This window comes from Paenibacillus konkukensis (assembly GCF_023523925.1).
Lineage (GTDB): Bacteria > Bacillota > Bacilli > Paenibacillales > NBRC-103111 > Paenibacillus_S > Paenibacillus_S doosanensis.
This window is the reverse complement of the sequence record NZ_CP027059.1, coordinates 5,085,812-5,105,652: the sequence shown is the minus strand read 5'-3', so window position 1 is coordinate 5,105,652 and position 19,841 is coordinate 5,085,812. Positions and strand designations below refer to the sequence as shown.

Here is a 19,841-nt window from a genome sequence, read left to right as displayed (position 1 = left end):
TTTCACGTGGCTAAATTATATTTTCGGTACGGCACTATGAACAGCGGCAAATCGATAGAAGTGCTGCGGACCGCTCACAACTACGAGGAGCAGGGCAAAAAAGTGCTTCTATTCACCCCTTCCGTCGACGACCGCTACGGCGTAGGCACAGTGGCTTCGAGAATCGGCATGCAAAAGAAAGCGATCATCATCGACGACCAAATCGATATGATCAAGCTGGCCGAAACGGAAAAACCGAATTGCATCATTATCGACGAAGCGCAGTTTCTAAACAAAGGCCAGGTCGCGCAGCTGACCGAAATCGTCGATACGCTGGGCATACCGGTCATCGCTTACGGGCTGCGGGCCGACTTCATGGGCCAGCTGTTCGAGGGCAGCTATCACCTGCTTTCCTTGGCCGACAAAATCGAGGAGATCAAGACCGTTTGCTGGTATTGCGATAAAAAAGCAATTATGAATATGCGCTGTAAAGACGGGCGTCCGGTTTTTGAAGGGGAGCAAATTCAAATCGGGGGCAACGAGAGCTATTTGCCGGTTTGCCGCAAATGCTATTCGCTCAAACGCAAGGAAAGCCAGGCCCGCTCCTAAAAGCGTTTGGCCATAATGATGGACGAAAAAGAGGAAAGAGCGGCATCGGTGTATGCCCTGCTCCCTTCCTCTTTTTTTGTTGTCCGGGCGTGGCCGGCAGCGGCTTGCCCTGACAGGCGGTCCGCTCGTATGCCCGCCCGCACGGTCGTCCTTTCTTCCGCATACAATGGAACAAGCGCAAGGAAAGGACGGTGAAACCGGATGTTCAAAAAAGATCTGTTGTACAAGCTCGGCATCGCCGTATATTTGATCGTCTGGTATGTAGGCTCGTTCTGGATGATGGCGGCGCTGCAAAGCGGTTTGTTCGGCCACCTCTTCGGCGTCGACTGGAGCGTCGTTCATGAATATGCGTACTACGCGCTGGCCGGCGGCATCGGCGGCACGCTGTATGCGCTGCGGCTGTTTCATGAATATTACGACCAACTGTCCGAACGCTGGCTGTTCTGGTATTTGCTGCGCCCTATCAAATGCGCCGGAGCCGCCGTAATGACGATCATTCTGTTTCAAAGCGGTATTCTGCTGCTGCAAACGGGAGACTCGGTACTGGCAAAAATCGGGATCGCCTTCCTCGTCGGTTTCGGGTACGGCAAAGTGATGGATAAGCTCAAATCGCTGGCCGAAACGCTGTTTAACGGAAAAAGCGGCGGGTCATCCGATACGAAGGGTCCCCAGGCCCCGGGAAAAACCGTTTGGGATGAGGACGAGACGCCAAAATAAAATAATAAATATTTAACCCGGATCGGATCGCTCGGCATCGGTTAGACGGTGTTCCGCGCTCCAGCCGGAGCCGCTTTCGCGGAACCACAGCTGCCTGTAATCGACCCAGCCGAAAGCATTGATCTTCACCCCCTCCAGCTCGGAGGGATAAGATGCCGTCTGGCGCCAGCGGTACCAGACGATAACCGACCGGTCCGCGAGCAGCTCCCGCTCCAGCCGGACGAGCTGCAGCAGCCGCTCGCTGCGCAGCGGCTCCGCGGCAAGCCTGCCCAGCGCCGAATCCAGCCGCCGCAGCGTCTTCTCCGGCAGGCAGGATCGCAGCGGGCTTTGTCTGCAGCCGAGTATCGAGCCCAGCGCCCACTCGTCGTCCGCGTCGGCCGGCTGCTCCAGCAGCAGCAAGTCCGCTTCGGCGAGCACCTCCCCGGATGCAAGCCGCTCATAAGGAACGAGCCGGATGCTGACCGTCACGCCGTGCGGGGCCAGCGCTTGCTTCAGCCATTCGGCATCGCGTTCATTGCCTGCTCCGGCATAAGTGACGAGCTGCAGCTTGCATTCCGGCCGCGGCCAGCCTGCCCGGTTGCAGCTCGGCGCTTCGCTTGCAGAACCACCGTCTCCCGCGCGGCAGTCCGCTTCGGCCGCCGTATATTCAGCCAGCAGCGGGCTTCTTACAAAACGGTCTGCCAGCTCCCCGCGGTTGCCGCCAAGAAGCCGTATCCCCGTCTCCTGCCGGACTGCGTCGTACAGCAGGCTTCTAAGCGCCGGCGAATCGGTCAGCGGCCCGCTTCTCCGCTGCTGGATGGCAAGATATTTGCAGCCGCGATCCGCCTGCTCCACCTGGCTCCACGCCTCCGTAAGCTCCGCGCTTTCTCCGGTCTCCCGGTAATGCAAGAAATTCATGCCTCCCATCTCGCTTTCCGCCTCATAGAGCGGATACAGACGGGAGGCATCTCTATTTGCCCCGGAAATATCGGCTATTCCGTGATGCTCTTGGGGCAGCGGGAAGCCGCCTTGCGTCCGAAGCCCCGGCGCATGTCCGAAAAAGCTTAGGCTCAGCAGCGTTGTCATCGGCACTTTCTCGTACATTTCCGGGAGAAACCACATTTCCACCCGATCAAGGTTCGTTCCGCGCATGAAGTAATCGGGGTTCGCCGCAAGCTCCAATACGCGATCATCCCGCCGCGCAATCAGGAAGGGACCCGTACCTTCGGGCCGGAACGCCCAGTTCACCGGCAGCTGCCGCGGCACGACGGATGCCGCCGTTGAAGCAAGCAAAGACAGCAGCCCGTAACAGCTGTCCCGGCAGCGAATTTCCACAAGGTGCTCATGAACCGGCTCTACCCGTTCGAGCAGCCCATACAGCCTGCCGTAAGGCGAGCCGCCGGGACGTTCAGGCGGCATCAGCCGCTCCAGCGTCGCCCGGACATCCTCCGATTCGCAAGGGGCTCCGTTGTGGAACCGGACATGCTTCTGCAAATAAAACCGCCAGCGGCGAGCTGCGGCGTCTCGTTCCCAATGATGCGCCAATCCCGGGCGGAATTGCCCGCTCTGCGCATCGTAGGCGACGAGCGTATCGAACAGCTGACGGATCAGATGCAGCTCCGTCCGGCGGGTCGCATAGGCCGGGTCCAGCATGCCGGGCCGGCGGTAGGACGGAAACCGCAGCAAGTGGCGCCGTCCGCTGTCTCCCGTATGAATGTGATAGCCGAAGAAGCGGCTGACCGCATAGCGCAGCCGTTCCCTCCCCCGCTCCGTAAGCAGCGGGGACTGCAGCAGCGCCGCGGCCTCCTCGATGCTCCCGGCGGCAAGAAGAGCTTCGGCTTGCTCCAAGAGAAGCCCGTCGAGCTCCGCTATGAAGCGAAGACGCGAGCTGCGGCCCCGGCCTCCACCGGGATGCCAGGCAATCCAGCCGTTAAGCCGCATCGCCCGGATCAGCAGCTTGGCGTTGCGCTCGGTGCAATGAAGACATTCCGCTATCGCGGGGACGGTGACTTGCACCTCCTCCCGCTCTTTCTCCGGCTTCCACCTGCGATACAGCTCGGCATAATGCTCGATCAGTTGCACCCGAAGCGCCTCCTTCTATGTCTAGGGGTCTCTTTCGATACGTTAAAGGGGGAAATCCCATTACTATGAGATTACCCTTTTTATTCCCCTTTTTCCACGTACAATGAACACCATACCTTTACAAATCCGGAGAATCGTGATTAAAGCCGAAAAAAGGAGGTTTGCCCATGCTGAATTCGCATATCCCAAACGACCGGACCACCGCTCCCGCAAACCGCAGCCGCGAAGCGGAAGGCCGTCTCCGCGTTCGCATCATCGCCTGGATCACCGCCATTAGCCTGCTGGGAGACTCCATGCTGTATATCGTACTGCCCGTCTATTGGCAGTCCTTCGGTCTGGACGCCTTATGGCAGGTCGGCGTGCTGCTCTCCGTCAACCGGTTCGTGCGCCTGCCGCTCAATCCGCTTGTCGGGTGGCTGTACGGCAGGATGAGCAAGCGCAGCGGCGTGCTGGCCGCCGCTGTCCTTGCCTTTCTCACGACGGCGGCCTACGGCGCGCTGTCGGGCTTCGCGGCGCTGCTCGCCGCCCGCGCCTTATGGGGCGCGGCGTGGTCGCTGCTGCGCATCGGCGGCTACCTGACCGTGCTGGAGGCCGCGGACGACAGCAACCGCGGCCGTCTGCTCGGCAGCTACAACGGCATCATCGGCGTCGGCAGCCTCGTCGGCATGCTCGCCGGCGGCGTACTCGCCGATACGCTCGGCGCCGGCGCGGTATCGCTTCTGCTCGCCGCGGTTATGCTGGCGGGCGTCCCGCTGGCGTGGCGGTACGTTCCGGCCACCGCCGATTCCCGCGCGGGGGCGGCTGCAGCGGCGGAATCGGCGGGGTCGCCTTCGGCCGCGAAGCCCGCTTTGCCCAGGCGTCCGGCGGCTCTTGCGCCGACCCCGCAGGCAGCGCTCGTACTCGCCTCCGGCCTGCTGACGGCCGTCGTTTTCTTCGGCATCTATCTCGGCACGATGAGCCGGATGATCGAGGCCCATATGCCTGCGCCCGGGACGCTGCTTGTGCTCGGCGCGACGCTCGGAGCCGCTTCGCTCACCGGCATCGTGCAAGCGGTGCGCTGGGCCTGGTCGCCGCTGCTCTCGCCGCGGATCGGGGCCTGGTCCGACGGCCCCCGCGGACGGCTGCCGGTCTATCTCGGCAGCCTCGCCTTGGCCGCGGCGGCGCTCGCCCTGCTGCCGCTGCCGCTCCCGTTCGCGGCGTGGCTCGCCGTGCTGATGGCGGCGCAGCTCGCGAGCACCGCCATCACCACGCTTGGCGACGCGCTGGCGGCCGATGCCGCTACCGGCTCCGCGCGCGTCGCCTTCATGACGACCTTTACGACGGTCGTCGATGTCGGAGCGGCGCTCGGGCCGCTCGTCGGCTTCGCCCTGATCGGTTCGCTCGGCCTGGACGGCCTGTACTACGCATGCGCGGGCTTGTTGCTGCTGCTTATAGCCGCCTGGGCGGTCCATCGCTCGCTGCGATCCCGGTCCCCTGCTTGACCGGGCGGCGCCGCTGTGCGGCAATCGCTTCCGCCATTCGCTATGGAAGCGGCCTGCTCGCGCCAACCCGGCATTCTTCCCTTGCCCGCCGGCAGGGCCCCGCACCGTGCGAAAGCGCACGCGAAAGAACCTTCAGTTCCGCCGTCATTGCCGACAGACCGCGGATTTGAAGGTTCTTTTTTCGGCTTTCAACAAGCTTTAAGGCTTTAACGATACGGTGTAATCCCGGTTCACTGCAATTGTATCTCGGGCGCGCGAGAGCGTAAGCGTATACCGATCCAACTGGCGCGCCGGTATATAGACATCCAGATAATCCTGCCCGCGGTAATCCTCGGCGATCCCGAAGCCGCTGACGTTGAAGGCCTCCCGGTCTTCACCCTGCTTCCGAGTGTAAGCTTCATAAGCTTCGAGACCTTCTTTGTCGAACCGCTCCTTCAGGTTCTCCTTTTCCGCGATGCCGAAGAATACCCCTTCCAGCTTCGTTTGTCCGGGGCTGTCTTTTTTAATCTTCAAGTGAAGGTAGCCTTGAGGCGCGTAATCGGCTCCCTCGATAACGATCTCTTGTTTCTTAAACTGTACCGTGCGCGGAAATTCGTCGTTCATTGGGAGCTCCAGCTTCTCGCTCGGCTCCTCTTCTCCTACCGTAAGCTCCCCGATATGCAGCGTCAGCGTCCGGACGTCCGGTTCGAAATAAACGGACGAGAAGAACGGCAGCTGCAATCTCCCTTCCTCATTATATAACAATCCGGGCCCCGACGGATCATACCGGTACTCGTGTCCTTGATCGTCCTTCAAATACGGGGCCGCCGCATTGTCCCGCGGGAAATCGTAATACCAGCCCTCCGGCCCTTTCAAAATCAGGTTCATCGTCGTCGGCTGAATCGTCAGCTTCTCCAGGCTCAGCTCCTTCAGATCGGGATCCCCGACCGGCAGCGCCAGCTTCGGTTCCAGCACCTTATTGTGCAGCAGCTTGTCTGACTGGATCGGCACTTTGATTCTTCCGATCTCCCGAATATCCGTCTTGCGCTGCTCCTCGTTAAACGTGCTCTGGGTCACATCCAGCTCCAGCTCGGTCCCCTTCGCCAAAAACTGCTGAACCGCCTCTTCCGACAGCTGGTATTTATAGGTTTCCTGCAGCACCGGCTTCCCGCTGCCATCCGCTGCCGTAATGACGGACAAGGCGGTCGTCGAGCCCCCTCCAGGCAAGCTCTCAAGAGGCGAAATCGAGAGATGCTCCGAACTGCGCCCGTCGGTGACATCGAACAAGTCGGTTTGGATGAAGCTTTTGAACAGCAGCTCCTCTTCCGTCAAATAGATATCGCTGATCGTGATGACGGTTCCGCCGAAGGTCGCCGTCACCGGCTCGATCGGGATATAATCGTGATTGATCGCCGTCTGGACGCCGTCCTGCTCCCGGATATGCTGCAGCCAATCGACCGTAACGGCGATGCCGGGGATTCCTTTGACCAGCGCCGCAAAAGCGGGGGACATCGTCATTCCCGCGGTTAGCGATACCGCCAGTACGGCCGCCGCCGCCGCGCCTCTGAACAGTACGGGCAGCCTTCTGCGCTCGGCATGCGCCGGCCGCTTCTTACGGCCCGTCCGTTCGCCGTCCGGTTCGCCGCTATCCCATGTGTCCGGCAGCGCCTCCGCGAATTGAAACAGCGATTCAGGTACCGGAATGTCTTGGAGCGCTTGCTCCAGCCCTGTTGCCAAATCCTTCTCTCGTTCCCGCTTCATATCAACAGCTCCTTCGCCCGTCCTTGCGCCCGATGAAGCACGGCGCTAAGCTTTACTCTGGCATGGTACAGCCGGGATTTGACCGTACCCTCCTTAATATCCAGGAGAGAAGCGATCTCCTCAATCTTCAGCTCCTGAAAGTAGTACAACCCCAATACGATCCTCTGCTGCAGTTCCAGAGCCATGATCGATTCGAGCAGCCGCTCCGACTGCTCTTTCTTCAGCAAGCTTTCCAGCGGTGTAGAGGCCGCATCCTGAATATCTACGCCGTCGATATCGACGGTTTGCTTGTAGCCTTGCTCTTTCCTCGCTATATCGACCGCCCGGTGAGCCAGCAGCCGGCTGAACCAGCCTTGCAGACGAACGATTTCTTTGCCGTTCATAATGGCCGAATATAATTCGATAAGCGAGTTCTGCACCGCTTCCTCTGCCAGAGGTCTGGACTGCAGCATCATATACGCGCTCCGGTAAGCCTTCGGAATCAGCGGATTCACCAGCGCCCGGAACGCTTCTTTATTCCCCCGTCTAATGTCATTCATTAACCGTTGTTCGGTTTCCCGTTCCATGCCGTCACTCCTCTTACAGGGTTACTATATTTAAGGCGTAAGATGGCGGCTTTCGGTTCATTGTTTTTTCGCAAAAAAAGATTGTAAATGTTCCCATAAGGCATCCGCCGTCATATAAGGCTCCCCGGCATTGATTCTCTTGACGATCCGGGTTCCCGCCGTGTTCAATCCTTCCTCTATGGTGAAAAACAGCTCGATCCCGGCCCGTCCGCCTTCTTCAAGAACAGCATCGTCGTAAGCTCCGTATGGAAATGCCAGCAGACGCCGCTGGGAGCCAAGTTCTTGTCTCAGCCGTTTCTCCATAAAGGCGATATCGCTGTATATTCTTAGCCTATGCTGATCTTCAGACTCGTTCCTTACGGCCTGCGTCATCAGGATTCGGGCCGTTAACGCCGGCTGCAAAGCGCCGCTTGGTCCGGACGGCAGCATGCGGTGCAAATTGTACGTATGGCTGTAGAAGCCCATTCCTTGCGCCTTCAGCCGGTTCATCTGTTCCCAGCTCAAATGGGGCTCCGCCTCGGGATGAAATATATCGGACGACGCACCCACGATAAAATTCGAAGCCGTTGCATGGAACTCTTGCAATATCGGCGCCGCTTCCCTGTAAAAGGACTCGTAGCCGTCGTCGAACGTCAAAACGACCGCGTTGGCCGGAAGCTTCTTGCCTTGCAGCATAAACCCGGCAAACTCGTCCATCGTCACAATACGGAAGCCCCGGTCGCCCAGCATCTTCAAATGCTCCCTAAGCTGCGCGGTGCTGATCGTGGACGAACCGGCCGCACCCGGCGGCACTTCGGTTCGAATATCATGGTACAACAGCACCGCCGCCTGGTCTTGATAATATATGTTCCCGGGCGGTTCCGGCTTCAACTGAAGCCCCGTTATAACCGCCGCCAATCCCGCTGCAATCATCCAAAAAAACGCATACCGTATCATTCTCATCCCGTTGTTCCCTTTCCGTCGTTGTTGCGCGCGCTCACTTTCTAGGCGTAACAAAAACGAAAAAGGTTCAACACATAGCTTCCACAAAGCAGAATTCTTGGCTCCGGTCAACGAACAAATCCCCCAAAAGCCATCCATGCCGCCGACGCGGCACCACAGACAATGGAAATGGGGTACCAAGAGTAATTTCCAGGGTAGTGACGTGATGCTCTGAAGCTTATTCCGTCCGCATCCAGCCTAAGCTGGATCGGTGTCTAACCCTTCCTCTGGGATCGTTCTATGGGTAGACTTTACTTTCGGGGGAGCCCACGGATTTCCACAGGATATGGCTTCGCATCATTTCCTAAACAATAAAAAAGGCCAACAAGCGCCTTCCCCGATGCATAGCCGCTTCGGTAAAGACTACCTTTTGACCCATTCGCTTACTTTTTTCAGGGATAATCCTGTTTCCCGAGCCAAATCCATGACCGTTGCCCCGGGATTCGCTTGAAGATAAGCTTTAATCTTGTGACCGTCCGCCACGTGCAGCTTGAAGCAGTCGGCGCACAGCACGTTCGCGGGCTGCAAGTGGAGCTTGCCGCAGCCGCTGCAATTGGACATATTCATCCGTCGTCACCCGCCTGTATCCGATAAAGAACTTTGCTAGAGTGCTTCGGTCCGGCGCCGATTTTTGAGGGGGTACGACTTTGGGGATCAAGCGTCAAGATGACAGCTTAACTGTGATGAAACTGCTTGCGGAACGTGCGGGGCGAGATTCCTTCCGCCCTTGTAAAGCAGGATGCGAAATAAGCCGCCTGGTTAAACCCGACCTCCTCCGCGATTCTCGCGACGGACAGATCGGTCTGCAGCAGCAGCTTGGCCTGCTCGATCCGGTAACGAAGCAAATATTCGAACGGCGGAACGCCGTACTCCTTCTGCATGCACCAGCGGCGTTCATCACTTCATCAATTTGCCCATCGTCTTGAGCAATTCATCGATAACGTCCTTGTCGCCCTGTTCCAGACGTTCCACTACACAGCTTTTCATATGGCCTTCGAGCAGTATTTTTCCGACGCTGTTCAGCGCAGACTGTATGGCAGCAATCTGATTCAGAACGTCATCGCAATACGTATCCTTTTCTATCATGCCTTTGACGCCGCGAATTTGCCCCTCTATCCGATTCAGCCGGGAGACGAGATTATCCTTCACTTTATCGGAATGATGACTTTTACGCTCGCCGTCCACGTCACAGCAAGCGTCTCCTTCGCCCGCATCATGCAGACCGGCTTGCGCCGGCAAAGCTTCCGCCTGTCCGGCTGCGGATTTCCCCGATACTTTGGCGTTCATCGTCAGTCACTTCGCTTTCTGCGGCGGCAGCGCCTGCCGCCTCTCATTTGTTATCATTATACAATACCCCTCCCGGGTTTCAAACCGAAAGAAAGCCACCGACCAAATGAATCACATTATAAAGCCGCTCTATCTCAGGAAAAGGCTGCGGAAACGCAGCTGCCGAAAACGGCCCCCCCCTTTAACGGAATATGAAAATTTGCGCTTTTATATGCCCCACATATACACTATACTGAATTTAGCTCGTTAGCAGAAATTAGAAAAGTAGGTCTAGATCATGGAGCATCTTCACATACAATATAACGGTTGGATCGTTCTCCTCTCCTTTATTATTGCCGTGCTGTCCTCATACTCCGCTCTTAATCTGGCCGGGAAAATATCCCGTGCCCGGGGCAAGAGCCGCATCGCCTGGCTGCTTGCCGGTTCCTGCGTCATGGGATGCGGCATATGGTCGATGCATTTTGTCGGCATGCTGGCGTTTCATCTTAACCTCTCCATCGATTACGATATTCCGGTCACCGTCCTGTCGGCTACAGCCGCCATCTTCGCTTCTTTCATCGCGCTGAGGGTAACGACCGATGCCCAGGCGAAAAAATGGCAGTTGGCCGCAGGCGGTTTGTTTTTGGGCGGCGGCATCGTTGCCATGCATTATTCCGGCATGGCCGCCATGCGGACATCCGCAGAAATCCGCTACGATCCGTACCTATGGTGGCTGTCCGCGGTCATTGCGCTGGCGGCCTCCTATGCGGCCCTGTATTTGTTCCGCAGGTTCCGGCTTTCGCCCGATCATAGCCGCTGGAAGCTGCTATCCTCCATCGTTATGGCGATAGCCATATGCGGCATGCACTACACCGGAATGGCCGCTGCCCGCTTCGTCCATCCGTCGCCGCCGCCTGCGGGGGCCGCGGGAGCGGAATCGACGCTGTTTCTGATCATCGGCGTCTCTCTAGCCACATTGTTCATATTAGCCGTCTCTTGGGGCGCCATTTTTTTCGACCGCCACGTATTGGAGAAAATGGCATACAGCGACCCGCTGACCGGTTTGGCCAATCGGCATGATCTCACGCGTTTTTTTGAGGAGCAATTCAAAGCGGAAAACGGAGGCGCCGTCTTTTTCATCGATCTGGACCGGTTCAAATCGATTAACGATACGCTCGGGCACGATATCGGCGACCTGCTGATCCGCGAAGTGTCCCGGCGGCTGCTGGAATGCTTGAGCGACCGGCAAACCGTGTTCCGGCTCGGAGGAGACGAGTTTCTGATCGCCTCGAAAGACGGATCGCCCGAAGCCGCGCACGCGTTGGCCGAACGGGTACTGCACAACATTAAGCGGCCTTACTTTATTGAAGAAAACGAGCTGTACGTAACCTGCAGCATCGGCATCAGCCTTGCGCCGGAGCACGGAACGGACCGCTCGTCTTTGCTGAAAGCCGCCGACACCGCCATGTATACCGCCAAATCGGCGGGCAAAAACCGTTTTCGCGTATTTGACGAGGAAATGGACCGGCATATGATCCGTAAGATGGAGCTGGAGAAAGATCTCCGCAAAGCTCTCGTGCACGGGGAATTTTTCGCCGTCTACCAGCCGAAGTGCGACGCCGCGAGCAACCGTACGGTCGGCATGGAAGCCCTGCTGCGCTGGAACCATCCGACGCTGGGGGTCATCTCGCCGCTGGAATTTATTCCGATTGCCGAGGATACGGGGATGATCATCCCGATTACCCATTGGCTGCTTAAAGAAGTGTGCAGGCAAAACCGCCTCTGGCAGGACCGACAATGGATGCAAGTATGCATTTCCGTCAACATGTCCGTTCGGATGTTCGAGAGCCAATCGTTATACGATATGGTCGAAGAAGCGTTAACCTTGGCCGGGTTGGAAGGACATTATTTGGAGCTTGAGATTACGGAGTCGATCGCCATGCACGATACCGAAGATACCGTAGAACAGCTGCGGCGTTTGCGCCTGCTCGGCGTTCGCGTCTCACTGGACGACTTCGGCACCGGATACTCTTCGCTCGGTTCGCTCGACGAAATGCCGGTCGATACGTTGAAGATCGATCAGGCCTTTGTCCGCAAAAGTCAAATATCGTCCAAGCAGGCGATTATCAGCAACATTATCGCCATCGCCAAAAACTTGAACATGGAAGTCGTGGCGGAAGGCGTTGAAACGGAAGAGCAAATCCGGTTTCTCCAGTCGCGGGGCTGCCATGTCATGCAGGGCTATTATTACGGCAAGCCGATGACCGCCGACGAAATCGGCACGCGTTATCACAAAGCTCCGGCGGGATCGCGTTTTTGAAAAAAATATCTCTTTACCCCCGGCAATCCGCTGCCGGGGTATTTCGGCTGCCAACGCCGCACAAGACGCGCCAACAGCCTTGATAACGCAGTCCCGCTTCGCGCATTATCAAGGCTGTTGTTGCTTCGTGCACATGTCTCAGGCCCTGCGCCCGGCGAAAGACGGCGCCGGCGTTACAGCTTCACCTTGCGTCCTTCCTTGGCGCTCTCCAGCGCCCCGTACACCATCGCCATACTCTTGATATTGTCGGTGCAGTACGTCTCCGGTCTGCGCCCCTCGACCAGCGCGGCGAACATCTCATCCAGGCAGCCGGCATGGCCGCTGCGGCCGTTCCAGCTAAGCTCCGCCTCCACTCGGCGGAAGCGGCTGCCGCCTGCACCGGCCTGCTCTTCCGCCGTCAGCAGCACTTCCGCAATCGGTGCCGTCGCCCCGTCCCAGATCGCCGTACCGCGACTCCCGTTCACGCGCCACTGCGCCTCCCAGGAAGTCGGGCTGCCTTCCGCGCACCAAGAGCCGCGGTAGCAGAATACGCCTCCGTCGGCATACTCGAAAATGCATATCGCCGCGGCATTGCCCGCGTACCAGGAGCCGGCCGGGTTAAATTCATGGCAGTAGACCGACACCGGGTCTTTGCCGGTAATGAAGCGGGCCTGATCGAACGTATGGATGGCCATATCGAGCAGCAGCGGACTGTCCATCGCATCGCGGAAGCCGCCGAAATGCGGTCCGAGGAAAAAGTCCGCATTCACAAACCCGATCTCGCCGATGCCGGAATGAGCGATCACATCACGAAATGCGCGAATTTGCGGCAAATAGCGTCGGTTTTGCATCACCGCATACGTGCGGCCCTCCCGTTCCGCCAGAGCGACAAGACGGCGTGCCTGCTCCATGGACGTCGTCATCGGCTTCTCTCCGAACACGTCGCAGCCGAGTTCCAGCGCAGCGCTCGTCACCGCGAAATGGCTCTCCGGGATCGTCACGTCGAAGACGAGATTCGCCCCGGTTTCGGTAATCGCCTGACGAACATCGTCATAAATACCGCAGCGGATACCGTATCGCTCTGCCATTGCGGCAGCGCTTTCTTTTCGAATGTCGACCATAGCTACGATTTGCGAATCTTCCCGCTGAAGCGAATGCTCGATCCAAGCTTTGGACATGCTGCCGCAGCCGATCACGGCAATTCGGAATGTGGACATGTGGGTTCCTCCTGCATTCAGTCCTTCCGAGGACGTAATAATAGTTTAAGTATACTGCAATCATACTGGAACAAGCCGCTCCTGTCTGTATTCCATTTGGCTTTATTTATATATCTTTATGGCATCATTGTCCCCGCAGCCATGTACATGGCGCAAGCCGCCGATCGGGAAGGTGCCTCCTAGCGGCCACAGACGGTAGGTCCGTTGACACGCGGACGGCTCCCGAAGCGGGATTCCCCATCCCTTTTTCACCGCCATTCGGCTTTCGACGTGGTTCTTCTCTATCATTTTGTCGAAAAATAAGAGTTTTCGTAGGATAAAAGTCGTGGTATAAATAGATTAAGTCAGTTAACAGAATATGACAGGGGTGGAAATAAGGAATGAAGAAGAAAGTGGCCGTTCTCGGGGGAGGCGTAGCCGGGATGAGTGCGGCCCATGAGCTGGTAGAGCGCGGTTTTGATGTAGCGGTGTACGAAATGAAGCGGATTCCCGGAGGAAAGGCGCGTTCCATGGCGGTTCCGGGCAGTGGAACGGATGGACGCAAAGACTTGCCGGGCGAACATGGCTTTCGGTTTTTCCCAAGGTTTTATAAGCATATCGTAGACACGATGGAGCGAATCCCGTACGGCAGCAATAAAAAGGGCGTAGCCGACAACCTGGTGGAAGGGACCCGTCTTGGCCTGGCCCGAATCGATGATGCGCCCGTCGAATTCGTCACGGAATTTCCGACCTCGATATCGGATATAAGAGCGTTATTTCAATCGCTGTTCGATAATCATCTCGGCTTGTCGGAGGAGGAAGTCGATCATTATTTGGCGCGAGTTTGGCAAGTAATGACCAGCTGCAATGCGCGCAGAAGCGAAGAATACCAGAATATCCCCTGGTGGACGTTCATCGAGGCCGATCAGCAATCCGCCAACTTCCGGCGCGTCTTCACCGGAATGACGCGCATTCTCGTGGCCGCCAAAGCCAGGGAAGCGAATACGGCCACCGTCGGCACTATCGGAGCGCAAATTATGCTCGACATGGTGCTGCCCGGAGGCAGTGCCGACAGGCTGCTGAACGGGCCTACGAATGAAGTGTGGATTCAGCCTTGGCTTGAATATTTGCGCCAATCCGGCGTCGATTACCATCTGAACGCCAAGGTGGAGCGGATCGATTGCCGCGACGGCGTCATTACCGGGGCAACGGTCACCGAGTCCGGACAAACCTACGAGGTGCAAGCCGATTACTACATAGCGGCCTTCCCGGTCGAGGTTATGGCCCAGTTCATTACCGGCGAGATGCTGACAGCCGATCCGACCTTGGGACGGATTAAGGAGTTGGCCGAGGATGTCGATTGGATGAACGGAATTCAATTTTATTTGAAGGAAGATGTGCCGGTTATTCACGGCCATATGATCTATATGGATTCGCAGTGGGCGCTCACATCGGTTTCGCAGAAGCAGTTCTGGCCGCATGTCGATCTTAGCGAATACGGCGACGGCGACGTGCACGGCATTTTATCGGTCGATATCTCCGACTGGGAGGCGCCCGGAGCTCTGTTCGGCAAAAGCGCCCGGCACTGCACGCGCGAAGAAATTATGCAAGAGGTATGGCATCAGCTGGGGTCCAGCTTGAATGTGAGCGGACGCGTCTTGCTGGAGGACGACAATCTTCATTCATGGTTCCTTGACGAAGATATCCACCTGCCGAATCCGGACGGCGTAGCGGTCAATCTCGAACCGCTGCTCATTAACAAAGTATATACGTGGGAAAAGCGCCCCAACGCCTACACCGGCATCGCGAATCTGTTTCTGGCTTCCGATTATGTCAGAACGAACACCGATCTTGCCACCATGGAGGGAGCCAACGAAGCGGCGCGCAGAGCGGTTAACGCCATATTGGAAGCGTCCGGCTCCAAGGAGCCTCACTGTGAAATATGGGACATGTATCAATTCAGCCTGCTGACGCTTCAGCGCTTGCATGACGAATCCCGCTTCCGCAAAGGGTTGCCTTGGGACGGAGAAATGTTCTAAGCCGTTTGCGCTTGCGTTACGGTCGAAAGGCAACCCCCCTGCCGGTCAGACTCCCGTCTGCAGGCAGGGTGCTGTTAGTACACAACGGTTCGTTGCCGCCGCATAATCGGCTTGGAGCAGCGAAGCCGCCGAAGGCGAGCCCGGCGCCCGCAAGGCTTGCATAGCGTCCTACGCTTCCGGACCGCCGCAAGCTTCCGTCTACCAGCCCATTCGTTCGCGAAGCCGGGTAATATGCGCGGTATGATGCTTGCCGTGCCAGGCATAAGTGCCCAAATTCACATCAAGCCGTATGATGCCCGAAGCAGGATGGAACAGCGTACGCTCCCAAGCTTTCTCATCCAGCGAGCGAAGAAGCAGCGCCCAGCGTTCATGCAGCGAATCCAGAAGCGCCAACGATAGCTCTATCGGGGCTTGTCTCGTATCGGCAAGCTCCGCCCACGCAGCTTCGTCATATGGCTTGACGGTCGGCTGCTCCTCCGTCAGCGCGAGCTTGAAGCGGATCAGACTGTTCATATGGCTGTCCGCCAAATGATGGACGACCTGCTGAGAACTCCAGCCTCCCGGCCGATAAGGTTCGTTAAGCTGCTGCGCATTTAATCCGCTTACTGCATGTCTCAGCAGTCCGGGCAGCGCCTCGATATCCTGAATCCACTTGTTCCGCTGATCCGCGGAAATCTCCCCTTCCCATGCAAATGCACCGATAGGATAACGCAAATCATCCATCTTTCGCCGCCTCCTTATTTCACTGTAATTTCCGTAGTATAACCGGTGCAAATCATCTCAGGCAAGAGCGATTCGATGCCCGGGTATCGCCCGGGTTCCGGCAGCTCCCCTCCGTTTGCGATCGTCCCGCGCCGGCATCCTAGTCGCTTCCGCCTCCTCCCCCGTCTCCGCCTCCGCTGTCCCCTCCGGAACTTCCGCTGTCGGATGAGGAGTGCCCGTGACTGTCGCCGTGATGATGACCGCTATGATGATGCCCATGGTGATGTCCATGGTGGTGGTGATGCCGGTGGGCATGATCGTCGTCGCTGGAGAACATGTAGCTGCTGCTGTTATGAGAAGAATTCCAATCGTCCGTACGACGACTGCGGTTGCGCCGCCGATTTCTGGAGCTTGCTCCGGATATCAGATTAAATAATATGATGGCGAATACGACGATAACGAACATTGAAAAAATCCCTGTTCCCATTGTATCCACTCCTTTCTTTCCCCTATTAATGGAAGGTTATGGATACCTTCATGTATACCCATTGTAACGGAGCCTTGCGGATGATGCAAAAAATTCGGGTGGCGGGCGGCGATCCGGGGCTGCCAAGCCTTTTTCCGGCATTCGTGGTATACTGGCTGTACCGAAATTTTCTAGATAAGTTTATGATAGCGAAGGAGACCTTGCAATGAATCAAACTTCCCATGTCACTACACAGCAGCAGCTTCATCAATGTCTCGACATCCGAAAAAAGGTGTTCGTCATCGAGCAGCAGGTCGATGAAAGCCTGGAAATAGACGAGTTCGACGAAACCCCGCAGTCCTGCTGCCATGTGCTGTACGAAATGGACGGACAACCGGCGGCAACCGGGCGGATGCGCCCGTACAAGAGCGACACGATGAAGCTCCAGCGAATCGCCGTTTTGAAGGAAGCCCGCGGCACCGGAGCCGGCAGAGCCATCGTCACCGCATTGGAAGAGGAAGCCCGCCGCCTCGGCTATGCTTATACGCTTCTGGACGCGCAATGCCAAGCGGAACCGTTCTACCTTAAGCTCGGTTACGTTACCGTCTCCCCGGAAACCTTCCTCGATGCAGGCATTCCCCACGTCAGGATGACCAAGAAGCTGTAATTCCTATGCATTGAAAAAAACCAGTCCGCTTGCTTTCACGGCGACTGGTTTTTGATGTATTGATGCGCATGGATAGGCTGGGCGTCAAGACGGCGAGCTTACTTGGCATACCAGTATAACGCATACTCGGTCATGGTGGAGGCATGCCCCATTTGCCGCAGCATCGCCGTAACGTTGCCGCGATGGTAAGTCGCGTGATTGACCACTTGCAGCACGATCTCCGACAAGCTCTTTTCGCAGACTCCGGCATACGGATTATCGAGGACGATCGTTCGTTCCATGCTGTCCTGCCGCTTGAAAAACGCCTTATACCGTTCCGACAGCTCCATCATCATGGCCTCCAACTCTTCAATGCTTGCCGCCTCCGCTTGCTCCTTCACTTCGTTGGCTGCGGCAATCGCCTCTCTCATGTCCGTTCCGGACAAAATGCTCAGCCAAGTGGAATCGACAATGTAAATATGAGCCATCGCAAACGAGACGGATGGAAGTACGCTCTGCACCTGCTGCCGGTACACTTCCCGAGGCAGCTCCTTCAGCCGGCCAAGCATCGTCTTATTGGCCCATACATGATAATCGTACATATCCAGCGCCGCTTGCGTCATCTGATACGACCTCCTTGAACCCTGCCCTGCAGGGTTTACTTTTTCCTTACGAGTTGACTTCATTATATCACGCCAACCCTGACAGCTGTCTGTCAGCAGGGAACGCTTCGATTCCGACGCTTAGCATGGTTCTCCGATAGAGCCGATAAAGGGTTGGATCAACGTAAGCGGTCGACTTTGCAGACGGATTTCCCCCGCTTGATCGGTTCGAAACAAAAAATTCCCCGCAGCCTTGTAGCTACGGGGAAACGAGCTTCATTATAATGATGATCCCGCCATTACAGCTCGGGTATGACGATATCGACTTCCCGCTTCAGCGCGCTTGATCTTAAAATACCGTCGATAATCGCCTGGTTGCGGATAATTTCCGAGCCCGGAATCGGCGCAGGGCGCCCTTCCTGGACAGCGGAGACGAAATCGCGGATTTTTTCATAAAAAATATTGACCTGGTGCTGCTTAACGGGGATCGGGCTCTCCGTCTGATGACCGGCGATATCGTGATACAACGCAATGGAAGTAATCCCGCCATCCCATGCCCCGCTGCCGGAAGGGGTTACCTTCAAGCCGGCGTCGGTACCGAGGAAAAGGGTCGGACCCAGCGTATCCATGTGCATCGCCCAGCCGATTTTGAAATTGACGACCAGATCGCGCTCGAAGCGAATCATCGCCATGCCGAAATCTTCCACCTCAAAGCGATTCGCCTGCGGATGGTACTTCGGATTCGTCCCGAAATGATTGCTCGTCGTGGCCGAGACGGTAATCGGCTTCGGATAACCGAGCGCATTCAGCACCATATCCAGCGAATAGCAGCCGATGTCGGCCAGCGCCCCCGCTCCCGCCAGCTCCTTGGATATAAACGTTCCTTGCGGCATCCCGCGTCTTCGCCCGCCACCGGTCTGCACGTAATACACATTGCCGAGCTGTCCCGAACGAACGATATCCCGCACCGCCTGCATGTTCGGATCGTAACGAGGCTGGAAGGCCACGGACAGCATCCGGTCCGCCCGCTTCGCGGCCTGCACCATCTCGACCGCCTGCTCCAGGGTGACGGACATCGGCTTCTCTACCAGCACATGCTTGCCGGCCTGCAAAGCGTCGATGCTCGTAGCGCCATGCGATACGTTCGGAGTGCAAACGCTGACGCCGTCCAGATCAAGCTCCAATAACCTGTGATGATCGTCGAAGCCCTGCGCTCCCGCCAGCTCATGGCGAGCGATGAATTCCTCCGCTTTACCGGGAATAATATCCGCTACCGCAGCTACTTCCACATCCTCCATCTGCTTGTACGCTCTAACGTGAGCTCCGGCGATGCCGCCGCTTCCGATTATCCCGATTTTCAACCGCTTGGCCATCGTTTCGTCCTCCCTATACTTTCATCCGCTCCGCTAATATGACACTGCATTTTCGGAGCGAACCTCATTTAGCCAAATCTTATCACGGTTCGGGCATGCGTCCTATTGCAAATAGGCGACAGGCCGTTGCAACATTGCGACATGGCGGAAGAGACTGCTTCCCGCCTTGCTATATTTTTGGCCGGAAAATGCCTTATAACGGCGCGTTAGAGTGGGAATCATCTCCGCCAGTCAAACTCGATGCCTGCTGCGGAATTGCGACGGGCTCATGTTCATCGTTTTGGAAAAGACGCGGCTCAAATAAAAGCCGTTCTCGTAGCCGCACTGCTCGGCGATCCGCTCCAGCGTCCAATCGGTTTCGAGCAGCAGCCTCTGCGCGAGCTGTATTCTTAATGAAGTTAAATAATCCATCGGCGTGATCCGGTAAGCGGCCTGAAACCGCCGGGTGAATTGCACCGGGCTTAAGCCCAGCTCGCGGCTTAACCGCTTCAGGACGACGGGGCCGAAGGCATGCCGACGCAGCCACTCCTGCGCCCTGCGCATGGCGGGGTCATCCGCGGGCTGTCTGCCTGCAAGCTCGGCCAGCTCCTGCTCCAGCGCGTACTGCTGCCATAAATCCCGGACAAAATGAGTCCACTGCCGCATCCGTTCCGGCTGATTCGCAAGGCTCGCCATCTGTCTCATTAAAGCGTAAGTAGCGCTCAGCCTGCCATGCCCCGTCATCCGGATATGTACCGGCAGCACGGTATCCGGCGCGGCTTGCCCCTCCGCCCGCGCTCCCTGCGCAGGCTCCCAGCACAGCGTATAAAAATGAAAGGACAGGGGCGCGATCACTTCCCGCTCAAACGCGGTGCCCGGAGGGCACAAGATCAGATCGCCGAACCCGGCTTGACCTTCAGCCTCCCCTATTGTGTAGCGAAACGAGCCTTCTTCGACGGCAAACATCACCCAGTAGTCATAGGTGTCTTCTTTTAATAAAAAGGCTTCCTTCAAATGCCAGTACGTATGGCTGAGCGCCTCCGGCTGCCATCTCCCCTCCGCTCCGCTCATGCTTCTCTCCCCTTCTAAAGGACTATGAAATTCCGTATATGCCTTATGTTAAATCAGTGCATGTTAAA

18 protein-coding genes and 1 pseudogene are annotated in these 19,841 nt (G+C 57.2%); 6 read left to right on the top strand and 13 right to left on the bottom strand.

The window, feature by feature from the left end:
- Nucleotides 1-6: 6 nt before the first annotated feature.
- Complete coding sequence (locus tag SK3146_RS22340; RefSeq protein WP_249860850.1) at nucleotides 7-588, top strand: thymidine kinase; 582 nt, start codon at nucleotides 7-9, stop codon at nucleotides 586-588.
- Between the two features lie 201 nt (nucleotides 589-789).
- The gene (locus SK3146_RS22335; protein ID WP_249860849.1) at nucleotides 790-1,305 is read left to right on the top strand and encodes a hypothetical protein; all 516 of its coding nucleotides are present in this window, start codon (nucleotides 790-792) and stop codon (nucleotides 1,303-1,305) included.
- Nucleotides 1,306-1,317: 12 nt separating this feature from the next.
- Here SK3146_RS22335 and SK3146_RS22330 read toward each other — a convergent pair whose 3' ends face one another.
- Entirely contained in the window at nucleotides 1,318-3,366 is a 2,049-nt protein-coding gene (locus tag SK3146_RS22330) for an ABC transporter substrate-binding protein (protein ID WP_249860848.1), read from the bottom strand.
- 167 nt (nucleotides 3,367-3,533) lie between these two features.
- Here SK3146_RS22330 and SK3146_RS22325 point away from each other — a divergent pair, with 167 nt between their 5' ends.
- Nucleotides 3,534-4,847, top strand: a complete 1,314-nt coding sequence (locus tag SK3146_RS22325; RefSeq protein ID WP_249860847.1) for an MFS transporter — start codon at nucleotides 3,534-3,536, stop codon at nucleotides 4,845-4,847.
- A 198-nt stretch (nucleotides 4,848-5,045) separates the two neighbouring features.
- On the opposite strand, the gene SK3146_RS22320 is transcribed toward SK3146_RS22325, so the two are convergent.
- The 6 genes and pseudogenes from SK3146_RS22320 to SK3146_RS22295 form a co-directional block, all read right to left on the bottom strand.
- Nucleotides 5,046-6,587, bottom strand: a complete 1,542-nt coding sequence (locus tag SK3146_RS22320; RefSeq protein WP_249860846.1) for a DUF4179 domain-containing protein — start codon at nucleotides 6,585-6,587, stop codon at nucleotides 5,046-5,048.
- A complete protein-coding gene (locus SK3146_RS22315) occupies nucleotides 6,584-7,153 on the bottom strand; it encodes an RNA polymerase sigma factor (RefSeq protein WP_249860845.1) in 570 nt (189 codons plus the stop codon). Before SK3146_RS22315 ends, SK3146_RS22320 begins: the two co-directional genes overlap by 4 nt.
- A gap of 57 nt (nucleotides 7,154-7,210) precedes the next feature.
- Nucleotides 7,211-8,065, bottom strand: a complete 855-nt coding sequence (locus SK3146_RS22310; protein WP_249860844.1) for a polysaccharide deacetylase family protein — start codon at nucleotides 8,063-8,065, stop codon at nucleotides 7,211-7,213.
- Between the two features lie 432 nt (nucleotides 8,066-8,497).
- On the bottom strand, nucleotides 8,498-8,701 hold the full coding sequence (locus SK3146_RS22305) for a winged helix-turn-helix domain-containing protein (protein ID WP_249860843.1): 204 nt from the start codon (nucleotides 8,699-8,701) through the stop codon (nucleotides 8,498-8,500).
- Between the two features lie 107 nt (nucleotides 8,702-8,808).
- Nucleotides 8,809-9,018: pseudogene (locus SK3146_RS22300) on the bottom strand (helix-turn-helix transcriptional regulator); the annotation flags it as partial.
- Between the two features lie 13 nt (nucleotides 9,019-9,031).
- Nucleotides 9,032-9,421 (bottom strand): metal-sensitive transcriptional regulator, encoded by a 390-nt coding sequence (locus SK3146_RS22295; RefSeq protein ID WP_249860842.1) that lies wholly within the window; start codon nucleotides 9,419-9,421, stop codon nucleotides 9,032-9,034.
- 277 nt (nucleotides 9,422-9,698) lie between these two features.
- Between SK3146_RS22295 and SK3146_RS22290 the strand changes: the two genes are divergently transcribed.
- Nucleotides 9,699-11,720: a putative bifunctional diguanylate cyclase/phosphodiesterase gene (locus tag SK3146_RS22290; protein ID WP_249860841.1), complete on the top strand. Its 2,022-nt coding sequence runs from the start codon at nucleotides 9,699-9,701 to the stop codon at nucleotides 11,718-11,720.
- Nucleotides 11,721-11,893: 173 nt separating this feature from the next.
- Here the strand turns inward: SK3146_RS22290 and SK3146_RS22285 are convergent, their stop codons facing one another.
- A complete protein-coding gene (locus SK3146_RS22285; RefSeq protein WP_249860840.1) occupies nucleotides 11,894-12,916 on the bottom strand; it encodes a Gfo/Idh/MocA family protein in 1,023 nt (340 codons plus the stop codon).
- 380 nt (nucleotides 12,917-13,296) lie between these two features.
- On the opposite strand from SK3146_RS22285, the gene SK3146_RS22280 reads away from it, so the two are divergent.
- On the top strand, nucleotides 13,297-14,934 hold the full coding sequence (locus SK3146_RS22280; protein ID WP_249860839.1) for a hydroxysqualene dehydroxylase: 1,638 nt from the start codon (nucleotides 13,297-13,299) through the stop codon (nucleotides 14,932-14,934).
- Between the two features lie 198 nt (nucleotides 14,935-15,132).
- Here the strand turns inward: SK3146_RS22280 and SK3146_RS22275 are convergent, their stop codons facing one another.
- Together SK3146_RS22275 and SK3146_RS22270 are read right to left on the bottom strand one after the other, a co-directional pair.
- On the bottom strand, nucleotides 15,133-15,657 hold the full coding sequence (locus SK3146_RS22275) for a YfiT family bacillithiol transferase (protein ID WP_249860838.1): 525 nt from the start codon (nucleotides 15,655-15,657) through the stop codon (nucleotides 15,133-15,135).
- A 57-nt stretch (nucleotides 15,658-15,714) separates the two neighbouring features.
- A complete protein-coding gene (locus tag SK3146_RS22270) occupies nucleotides 15,715-15,927 on the bottom strand; it encodes a hypothetical protein (RefSeq protein ID WP_249860837.1) in 213 nt (70 codons plus the stop codon).
- Between the two features lie 401 nt (nucleotides 15,928-16,328).
- Between SK3146_RS22270 and SK3146_RS22265 the strand changes: the two genes are divergently transcribed.
- Entirely contained in the window at nucleotides 16,329-16,769 is a 441-nt protein-coding gene (locus SK3146_RS22265) for a GNAT family N-acetyltransferase (protein WP_249860836.1), read from the top strand.
- Between the two features lie 98 nt (nucleotides 16,770-16,867).
- Here SK3146_RS22265 and SK3146_RS22260 read toward each other — a convergent pair whose 3' ends face one another.
- From SK3146_RS22260 to SK3146_RS22250, 3 genes are all read right to left on the bottom strand, one after another.
- On the bottom strand, nucleotides 16,868-17,371 hold the full coding sequence (locus tag SK3146_RS22260) for a DinB family protein (RefSeq protein ID WP_249860835.1): 504 nt from the start codon (nucleotides 17,369-17,371) through the stop codon (nucleotides 16,868-16,870).
- 278 nt (nucleotides 17,372-17,649) lie between these two features.
- Entirely contained in the window at nucleotides 17,650-18,723 is a 1,074-nt protein-coding gene (locus SK3146_RS22255) for a Gfo/Idh/MocA family protein (RefSeq protein WP_249860834.1), read from the bottom strand.
- Nucleotides 18,724-18,954: 231 nt separating this feature from the next.
- A complete protein-coding gene (locus SK3146_RS22250; protein WP_249860833.1) occupies nucleotides 18,955-19,773 on the bottom strand; it encodes a helix-turn-helix domain-containing protein in 819 nt (272 codons plus the stop codon).
- Nucleotides 19,774-19,841: the final 68 nt, after the last annotated feature.

What these genes read in the sequence shown, in the direction of transcription:
- SK3146_RS22310 (WP_249860844.1), bottom strand. Translation starts at nt 8,065, where the DNA reads ATGATTGCAGCGGGATTGGCGGCGGTTATAACGGGGCTTCAGTTGAAG.
- SK3146_RS22255 (WP_249860834.1), bottom strand. Translation starts at nt 18,723, where the DNA reads ATGGCCAAGCGGTTGAAAATCGGGATAATCGGAAGCGGCGGCATCGCC.
- SK3146_RS22335 (WP_249860849.1), top strand. Translation starts at nt 790, where the DNA reads ATGTTCAAAAAAGATCTGTTGTACAAGCTCGGCATCGCCGTATATTTG.
- SK3146_RS22295 (WP_249860842.1), bottom strand. Translation starts at nt 9,421, where the DNA reads ATGAACGCCAAAGTATCGGGGAAATCCGCAGCCGGACAGGCGGAAGCT.
- SK3146_RS22290 (WP_249860841.1), top strand. Translation starts at nt 9,699, where the DNA reads ATGGAGCATCTTCACATACAATATAACGGTTGGATCGTTCTCCTCTCC.
- SK3146_RS22305 (WP_249860843.1), bottom strand. Translation starts at nt 8,701, where the DNA reads ATGAATATGTCCAATTGCAGCGGCTGCGGCAAGCTCCACTTGCAGCCC.
- SK3146_RS22265 (WP_249860836.1), top strand. Translation starts at nt 16,329, where the DNA reads ATGAATCAAACTTCCCATGTCACTACACAGCAGCAGCTTCATCAATGT.
- SK3146_RS22250 (WP_249860833.1), bottom strand. Translation starts at nt 19,773, where the DNA reads ATGAGCGGAGCGGAGGGGAGATGGCAGCCGGAGGCGCTCAGCCATACG.
- SK3146_RS22320 (WP_249860846.1), bottom strand. Translation starts at nt 6,587, where the DNA reads ATGAAGCGGGAACGAGAGAAGGATTTGGCAACAGGGCTGGAGCAAGCG.
- SK3146_RS22260 (WP_249860835.1), bottom strand. Translation starts at nt 17,371, where the DNA reads ATGACGCAAGCGGCGCTGGATATGTACGATTATCATGTATGGGCCAAT.
- SK3146_RS22315 (WP_249860845.1), bottom strand. Translation starts at nt 7,153, where the DNA reads ATGGAACGGGAAACCGAACAACGGTTAATGAATGACATTAGACGGGGG.
- SK3146_RS22280 (WP_249860839.1), top strand. Translation starts at nt 13,297, where the DNA reads ATGAAGAAGAAAGTGGCCGTTCTCGGGGGAGGCGTAGCCGGGATGAGT.
- SK3146_RS22285 (WP_249860840.1), bottom strand. Translation starts at nt 12,916, where the DNA reads ATGTCCACATTCCGAATTGCCGTGATCGGCTGCGGCAGCATGTCCAAA.
- SK3146_RS22325 (WP_249860847.1), top strand. Translation starts at nt 3,534, where the DNA reads ATGCTGAATTCGCATATCCCAAACGACCGGACCACCGCTCCCGCAAAC.
- SK3146_RS22270 (WP_249860837.1), bottom strand. Translation starts at nt 15,927, where the DNA reads ATGGACATCACCATGGGCATCATCATAGCGGTCATCATCACGGCGACA.
- SK3146_RS22275 (WP_249860838.1), bottom strand. Translation starts at nt 15,657, where the DNA reads ATGGATGATTTGCGTTATCCTATCGGTGCATTTGCATGGGAAGGGGAG.